Origin of the sequence: Chloroflexus sp., assembly GCF_034434295.1 — a bacterium.
In the GTDB taxonomy this organism is placed as follows: Bacteria; Chloroflexota; Chloroflexia; order Chloroflexales; family Chloroflexaceae; genus Chloroflexus.
The window spans coordinates 22,154-28,688 of the sequence record NZ_DAOTZQ010000112.1 but is presented as its reverse complement, the minus strand read 5'-3'; the positions used below and the strand labels follow the sequence as shown (position 1 = coordinate 28,688).

5 protein-coding genes are annotated in these 6,535 nt (G+C 55.9%); 3 read left to right on the top strand and 2 right to left on the bottom strand.

The genetic code is table 11. The features are described from left to right. Position 1: 1 nt before the first annotated feature. The gene (locus VAE57_RS15570) at positions 2–550 is read right to left on the bottom strand and encodes a GNAT family N-acetyltransferase (protein WP_012257344.1); all 549 of its coding nucleotides are present in this window, start codon (positions 548–550) and stop codon (positions 2–4) included. Positions 551–797: 247 nt separating this feature from the next. Between VAE57_RS15570 and VAE57_RS15565 the strand changes: the two genes are divergently transcribed. Together VAE57_RS15565 and fabG are read left to right on the top strand one after the other, a co-directional pair. Beyond that, positions 798–1,985 carry an acetyl-CoA C-acyltransferase family protein gene (locus VAE57_RS15565; protein ID WP_322822777.1) on the top strand — a complete coding sequence of 396 codons (1,188 nt, stop codon included), beginning with the start codon at positions 798–800 and terminating at the stop codon, positions 1,983–1,985. Positions 1,986–2,073: 88 nt separating this feature from the next. Beyond that, positions 2,074–2,817 carry a 3-oxoacyl-[acyl-carrier-protein] reductase gene (gene fabG / locus VAE57_RS15560; protein ID WP_322822776.1) on the top strand — a complete coding sequence of 248 codons (744 nt, stop codon included), beginning with the start codon at positions 2,074–2,076 and terminating at the stop codon, positions 2,815–2,817. 131 nt (positions 2,818–2,948) lie between these two features. Here fabG and VAE57_RS15555 read toward each other — a convergent pair whose 3' ends face one another. Continuing rightward, positions 2,949–3,245 carry a hypothetical protein gene (locus tag VAE57_RS15555; protein ID WP_322822775.1) on the bottom strand — a complete coding sequence of 99 codons (297 nt, stop codon included), beginning with the start codon at positions 3,243–3,245 and terminating at the stop codon, positions 2,949–2,951. Positions 3,246–3,315: 70 nt separating this feature from the next. On the opposite strand from VAE57_RS15555, the gene VAE57_RS15550 reads away from it, so the two are divergent. Beyond that, positions 3,316–6,519: a BTAD domain-containing putative transcriptional regulator gene (locus VAE57_RS15550; protein ID WP_322822774.1), complete on the top strand. Its 3,204-nt coding sequence runs from the start codon at positions 3,316–3,318 to the stop codon at positions 6,517–6,519. The last annotated feature ends 16 nt before the right edge of the window (positions 6,520–6,535 follow it).

The following is a 6,535-nucleotide window of genomic DNA, read 5'->3' as shown; positions in this document are numbered from 1 at the left end:
ATCACACCTTCAAAAACGCCGACATAATCACCACATCGTGCAGGTCACCGTTGCGATCAATGGCGTGGCGTGTCAATTGGCCTTCAACTGCGAATCCCAGCCGCGAGAAGATGGCCTGACCGGCTTTCAACGCCGCCAGCATCGCTACTGTCACCTTTTGCGCACCTAAATCACGCGCTGCTTCAACAATGGCTTGCGCCATCTGCATGCCAAGGCCACAGCGTCGCCATCCCGGTTTGACGAGCAGGCGAAGTTCGGCAACATGGTTCGACCAGCCCGGTACCCGGCGTGCTGATGCGTAGGCAGCGATTGAGCCATCATCGGCAATCGCAACCATCTGCCGCCAGTTTTCGGCGAAAGAGGCATTCACCAGGCGGGTAATAATTTCGGGGTTGGTAAAATCTTCTTCCAGATAGAGGAGATCATCTTTGGGAAGACTTAAGCCAAACTCCGTCAGCGCTGCCCGGTCACTTTCCACGAGTGCCCGAATGGTGACCTGTCGATTGTCCTTTAGCGCTACGTTGCTCATCGCTGCGCTGCGTTGAACCATGCCCGACCTCCTGCTGGGTTGATGAGGAAATCTGTTGTATGAAGTGTGTGAAATATACCACATGAAGTTACAGTCGGGTTACTCCCCGCCGAAATCGCAATAATCGGGCGTGGTTGCGCACGATGAAAGTTGACAGCTCTTCATCAACCGGTTCTTTGTTGCTAGTCCTGATATAATTGTATGTGTTCCTTGAAGTTCGGCAAGTAACCGGCGGAGTCGCCCGGCGATCCGTCGCAAGGAGGTCGTCATGAGCGAGAAGCGAGAGGTCGTGGTGCTCAGCGGCGTGCGCACGGCCATTGGCACATTTGGTGGTAGTTTGAAAGATTTCCCGCCAACCGAATTGGCGGCGCTGGTCACTCGTGAAGCGATTGCCCGGTCTGGTGTGCAACCGGATGAAATCGGTCACGTGGTCTTCGGGCATGTGATCAATACGGAACCGCACGATATGTATCTGGCTCGCTATGCAGCGGTACGCGGCGGTTTGTCGGTGGAGACTCCGGCGCTCACCCTCAACCGGCTCTGTGGAAGCGGATTACAGGCTATCGTGTCGGCGGCTCAATACATTTTGCAAGGCGATGTTGAAGCAGCCGTTGCCGGCGGTGCCGAATGTATGAGCCGTGGGCCGTACAGCTTGCCGGCCATGCGTTTCGGTGCCCGCATGAATGATACAAAGGTCGTCGATATGATGGTTGGGGCCCTGACCGACCCGTTTGACGATTGCCATATGGGGGTGACTGCCGAAAACGTGGCGGCAAAGTGGGGAATCAGCCGTGAAGATCAGGATCAACTGGCTTACGAGAGCCATTTGCGCGCAGCACGGGCGATTGACGAAGGGCGTTTCGCTAATCAGATTGTGCCGGTAGAGATTAAGGTCAAAGGTGGTACCACCCAATTCATGGTCGATGAAGGAGTGCGCCGCGATACGACCATCGACAAGCTGGCTAAGCTCCGCCCAGTGTTTCTGAAGGATGGTTCGGTGACGGCCGGTAATGCTTCGAGTATTAATGATGCAGCAGCAGCAGTGGTGTTGATGGATCGGGCCACCGCTGAGCGGCGCGGTTACAAGCCGCTGGCGCGTCTGGTCGGTTACAGCCACGCAGCCGTTGAGCCAAAGTATATGGGGATTGGCCCGGTACCGGCTGTACGACGGTTACTTGAGCGCACCGGTTTGCGCATCAGTGATATTGATCTTTTTGAGGTCAACGAGGCGTTTGCAGCGCAGGCGCTAGCTGTGATCCGCGATCTGGAGTTGCCGCCTGATCGCACGAACCCCAATGGTAGTGGTATCTCTCTCGGTCACCCGATTGGTGCCACCGGCTGTATTTTGACCGTCAAAGCAATTCACGAGTTACACCGCACCGGTGGCCGTTATGCCCTGGTCACAATGTGTATCGGTGGTGGGCAGGGTATTGCTGCGATCTTCGAGCGAATGTAGGTATGCTACAATTGTGAGGCTACGAGCCGGCAGCCAGCGTTGGTGTTGCCGGCTCCAGGAACAAAAATCGCACGTTTTGGAGGTAGGAATGGGCAAGTTAACCGGCCGGGTTGCAATTGTTACCGGCGCTTCACGGGGGATTGGACGGGCAATTGCGCTGGCGTTGGCCGCAGAGGGGGCCAAAGTTGCTGTCAACTACAATAGTAGTGAGGCTGCAGCACAGGAAGTGGTAGATACTATTGTCGCCAATGGTGGCGAAGCGATGCCGATACGGGCAAATGTGAGCCAGGCTGATGAGGCGCGCCGTATGGTGCAGGAAGTGATTGATCGCTGGGGACGAGTTGATATTCTGGTGAATAACGCCGGTATTACCCGCGACCGCACCCTGCGCAAACTGACCGATGAGGACTGGAGCACCGTTATTCAAAATAATCTCAACAGCGTCTACTACTGCACGACAGCCGTGATGCAGACGATGATTGAGCAGAAGTATGGCCGTATTATCAATATCAGCTCGTTTGTCGGTCAGGCAGGTAATTTTGGCCAGGCCAACTATGCGGCCTCGAAGGGTGGTATCATCGCCTTCACTAAAACAGCAGCTCTTGAGCTGGCGAAGCATAACATCACAGTGAACGCGCTGGCACCCGGCTTTACGGTGACCGATATGCTGGCCAAGGTTCCAGAGCAGATTCAGGAGCAGATCAAGGCTCGTATTCCAATGGGACGGTTTGGTCTACCCGAAGAGATTGCTAAAGCCGTGGTCTTCCTGGCTGCCGATGGTGATTACATTACCGGTCAGCAGATCAATGTTAACGGCGGTGTGTATATGTAAACTGTGAGGGTGGCGAAACAGAGCGCTCTTTCAGGTAGCACTCCTCATAAGCAGCGGTTCACATGAAGGGCGGAAGCCATGCCTCCGCCCTCGCCGACTCATCGAAATTTGTCAGATGACAGAGCTACGTTCTATTTCCGCATGCGCTGGATGATGGTTTGAATATCACCTACGTATCCCTGCCACGCCTGCATCATCTCCTGGCTCAAGCGTTGCTGGGTGCGAATCGCGTCGGCAACGGCCTGTTCAGTCGAATGACGCAGACTACGACTGTAGTCCCAATGCTTCAACACTAAATCAAATGCCATATCCGTACTGGCAGCGAGGAGTTCATTCCACGCCCGAATCGATTGAAACATTGGGTCGGTTATGTCTGGTGTGGCCGATTGATCATTGTCTGGTCGATGGCGTTCTTCGTTGTTCGACATTGTATCTGACCTTGTGTACAATAGGGCGTATTAAGCATCAGGCTAAATATATACGATCTCTGCCGCTATCATGGTATCACAAGCGGTTACAGGTGAGTATAACGAATATCTCTTACGACCTCGTCTGCTACCACCGCCGGCGCCGTTGCACCGTATACGGCGCAGCCGTGTCGAACAACGTTTGGCGGTTGCCCTCGAAGCGCCGCTTACGATAGTTGTGGCACCACCCGGTAGCGGGAAGACGGTGGCGCTGGCAATGCTGGCAACCCATGGCGGCTGGCCGGCTGCATGGTGTCGTGCTGATGCGAGTGATGACGCTGCTGGCTTGCTCCGACACCTGGTTGCTGCACTGGGTCGGGTTGTTGCTTTCGATACGGGCAATCCACCCACGACGATCGATGCCCTGATCAACGTATTGACCAGCGAACTTGATGATGAGACGTTGCTGGTCATCGATGATGCTCATCTGATCGATGAACGCCCGGATCTGCGTGCGTTGATTGAGCGCTTGATCAGTGCCCAGCCACCTCGCCTCCATCTGGTGCTGGCGGGTAGAAGTGAGCCGGTTTCACCGTTGATTGCGACGGCGCGGCTGCGCGGCGAAGTCTTGTTGATTGAACCTGCTGACCTTGCTTTTCAGCCTGAAGAGGCAATGGCACTCTGGCATCAGGCAGGTCGTTCAGCGCCAGCCGACCTCGATGAACTGATTGCGCTTAGTGGCGGATGGGCATTGGCTTTGCGCATTGCCCTCGACGCCATCGATTGGCGGCGTGCGCTTGGTTTGCGTGATCAACCATCTCCCATGTTAGATGAGTATCTCGAACGCGAGGTGTTTGCACCGTTGCCGCCGCTGCTGCGTCGTTGTCTGCAACGTAGCGCTGGTTTGCGCTGGATCGATGCCAGTATCTGTAGCGCTCTTGATCCATCACTGAATGCTTCGCAACTGATTGCCGAATTGCAACGTCGTCGCCTGTTTGTTATGCCATTTGGTGAACGGGGAGTGCAATTTCAATCCATCATCGCTGCATGGCTGGCCCGCAAAGCTGCTGCTGATCCAGAATGGCCCCATCTCCATCGCCAGGCGGCAATCTACTTCCAGCAACGTGGCGATCACGAAAGCGCACTGTACCATCAGATTGCGGCTGGCGATCCGGCAGCAATGGCAACCTTTCTACCGCTTGCCCGCAAACTCCTGGCTGAACGGCGGGCCGAGGCGGTGTTAGATTGGATGCGACGTCTGGCCCTATCCGGTGATGAGTCGCCTGAATTGATCGAGATTCAAGCCGCAGCGTTTCATCAATTGAATCGGCTGGAAGCGGCACTGGCTGCGTATCGACGGGCTGAACGCGCCTTCGCTGCTGTGAATGATCATTTCGGTCAGGCTCGTTGTCTGCGTGGCCAGGCTGCGATCTATCTGGATACGGTACAGCCGGCGCCGGCTACCGATTTGCTGCGTCGTGCCCTGAAACTACTGCCGCGCCAGTTTGGTGCCGAGCGAATCGAGCTGCTATTGATGCAAGCCGAAAATTGGGCAAACCGCGGCCGTGCCGATGTCGGGCAGCGCCTGGAACGCGCTGCCTATAGGATGGCCCAGGCGTACAGATTAATGGATGTCTATCAGGCACGAGTAGAATCCCTGCAACCACGCTTACTGCTACGATCCGGGCGGTTGCGTGAAGCTCGCCAATCGCTTGAAGAGCGTCTTTGGATGGAACGACCCCTTGTTCGTGCCTCTGCCCATCGTGAGCCGCTGCTGTTGCTGGCATTGATTCATGCACTCCTCGGCATTGGCCCCCAGGCCCTGGCCTTTGCGCACCGTATGCTCAGCGAAGCTCAACAGAGCCATAACCCGGTGACTGAAGCGATTGCTGAATTACGCCTCGGTCATGCCTATCAGGTGATTGCCCGTAGCGACGAGCAGATTGCACGTCAGCATTACAGCCGCGGCTTGCGCCTGTTACAACAGGTGAGTGTTCCACGTACCCGGGCTGAGGGTTACCTGGGACTGACTTTGTCGCATGGCCACGCCGGTGATTTGGCTCGTGCTGAAGCTGATGCCCGCGAAGGTTTGCTCCTGGCTGCCTCTGCTGGTGATGAATGGGTAGCTGCGCTCATCTTGCTCGCGCTGGGAAGTGTAACTCTGATGGCCGATGATCGGCGCGGCTACGAATGGCTTGATCAGGCCGAGAAACGCTTTCAAATCGGTCATGATACGTTTGGCCTGTTTCTCGTTCATCTCTGGCGCACGCTGGCTGCACTGCGGGCTGGACGAACAGCAGAGGTTGATCAGCTTGTTGATCAAGTGATGCGTGAGGCCGTCGAATACGGTTACGAAAGTGTCTTGATTGGCCCTAGCCTCTTTGGCCCACGCGATATTGCAGCGCTGGTACCATTGCTCTTACGGGCGCGCTCGATGCCGGTACATCGCGATACCGCCATGCACCTGCTCCGTCAGGGATTTCCTTCCATTGCCGCTGATGATACGGTCGATGACTATCATCCAGGATTCACATTGCGGGTTCAGATGCTGGGAGCTTTCCGGGTCTGGCGCGGTAATCAAGAAATTCAGGCCCGTGAGTGGCAACGCGAAAAAGCGAAGCAGCTCTTCCAACTTCTGTTAACCATGCGCGGCAATTGGGTGCAACGTGAACAGATTTGTGCCTGGCTCTGGCCTGATGCCGATCTGGAAGCGGCTGAGCGCCAGTTCAAGGTGACGCTGAATACATTGAATGCTGCGCTCGAACCGCATCGTCCGCCCCGCGTTCCCCCCTTCTTCATCCGTCGGCAGGGGCTGGCGTACAGCTTTGCCCCTTCTTTTGGGGCGTGGATCGATGTGGATGAATTTGAGCTGCGGGCCAGTGGCGCATTGACAAGTACCGATCCGGATTTTGCTCGTCGCAGTGCACAGGCCGCACTACAACTCTACCGCGGCGACTATCTTGCCGAAGCGTTGTACGATCCCTGGACAATTGAAGAGCGCGAGCGGCTGCTGGCCCGGTATCTGGCAACTGCGGTCGCGTATGGTGAACAATTGAGTGCTGAGGGACGGCATAACGAAGCCATTCAAATTGCTGAACAGGTGCTCCGTCGTGACCGGGGTTATGAAGAGGCCTATCAACTGCTGATGCGAGCACATGCGCGGGCTGGAAGTCGGTCACAGGCGATACGCTCTTATACGCGCTGTGTACAGGCGTTGCGCGAGGAATTAGGGATAGAACCTCTCCCCGAAACAGAAGACCTCTACCATCGGATTCGACAAAACGAGCCGATTTGACAACCTTTGTGATAAT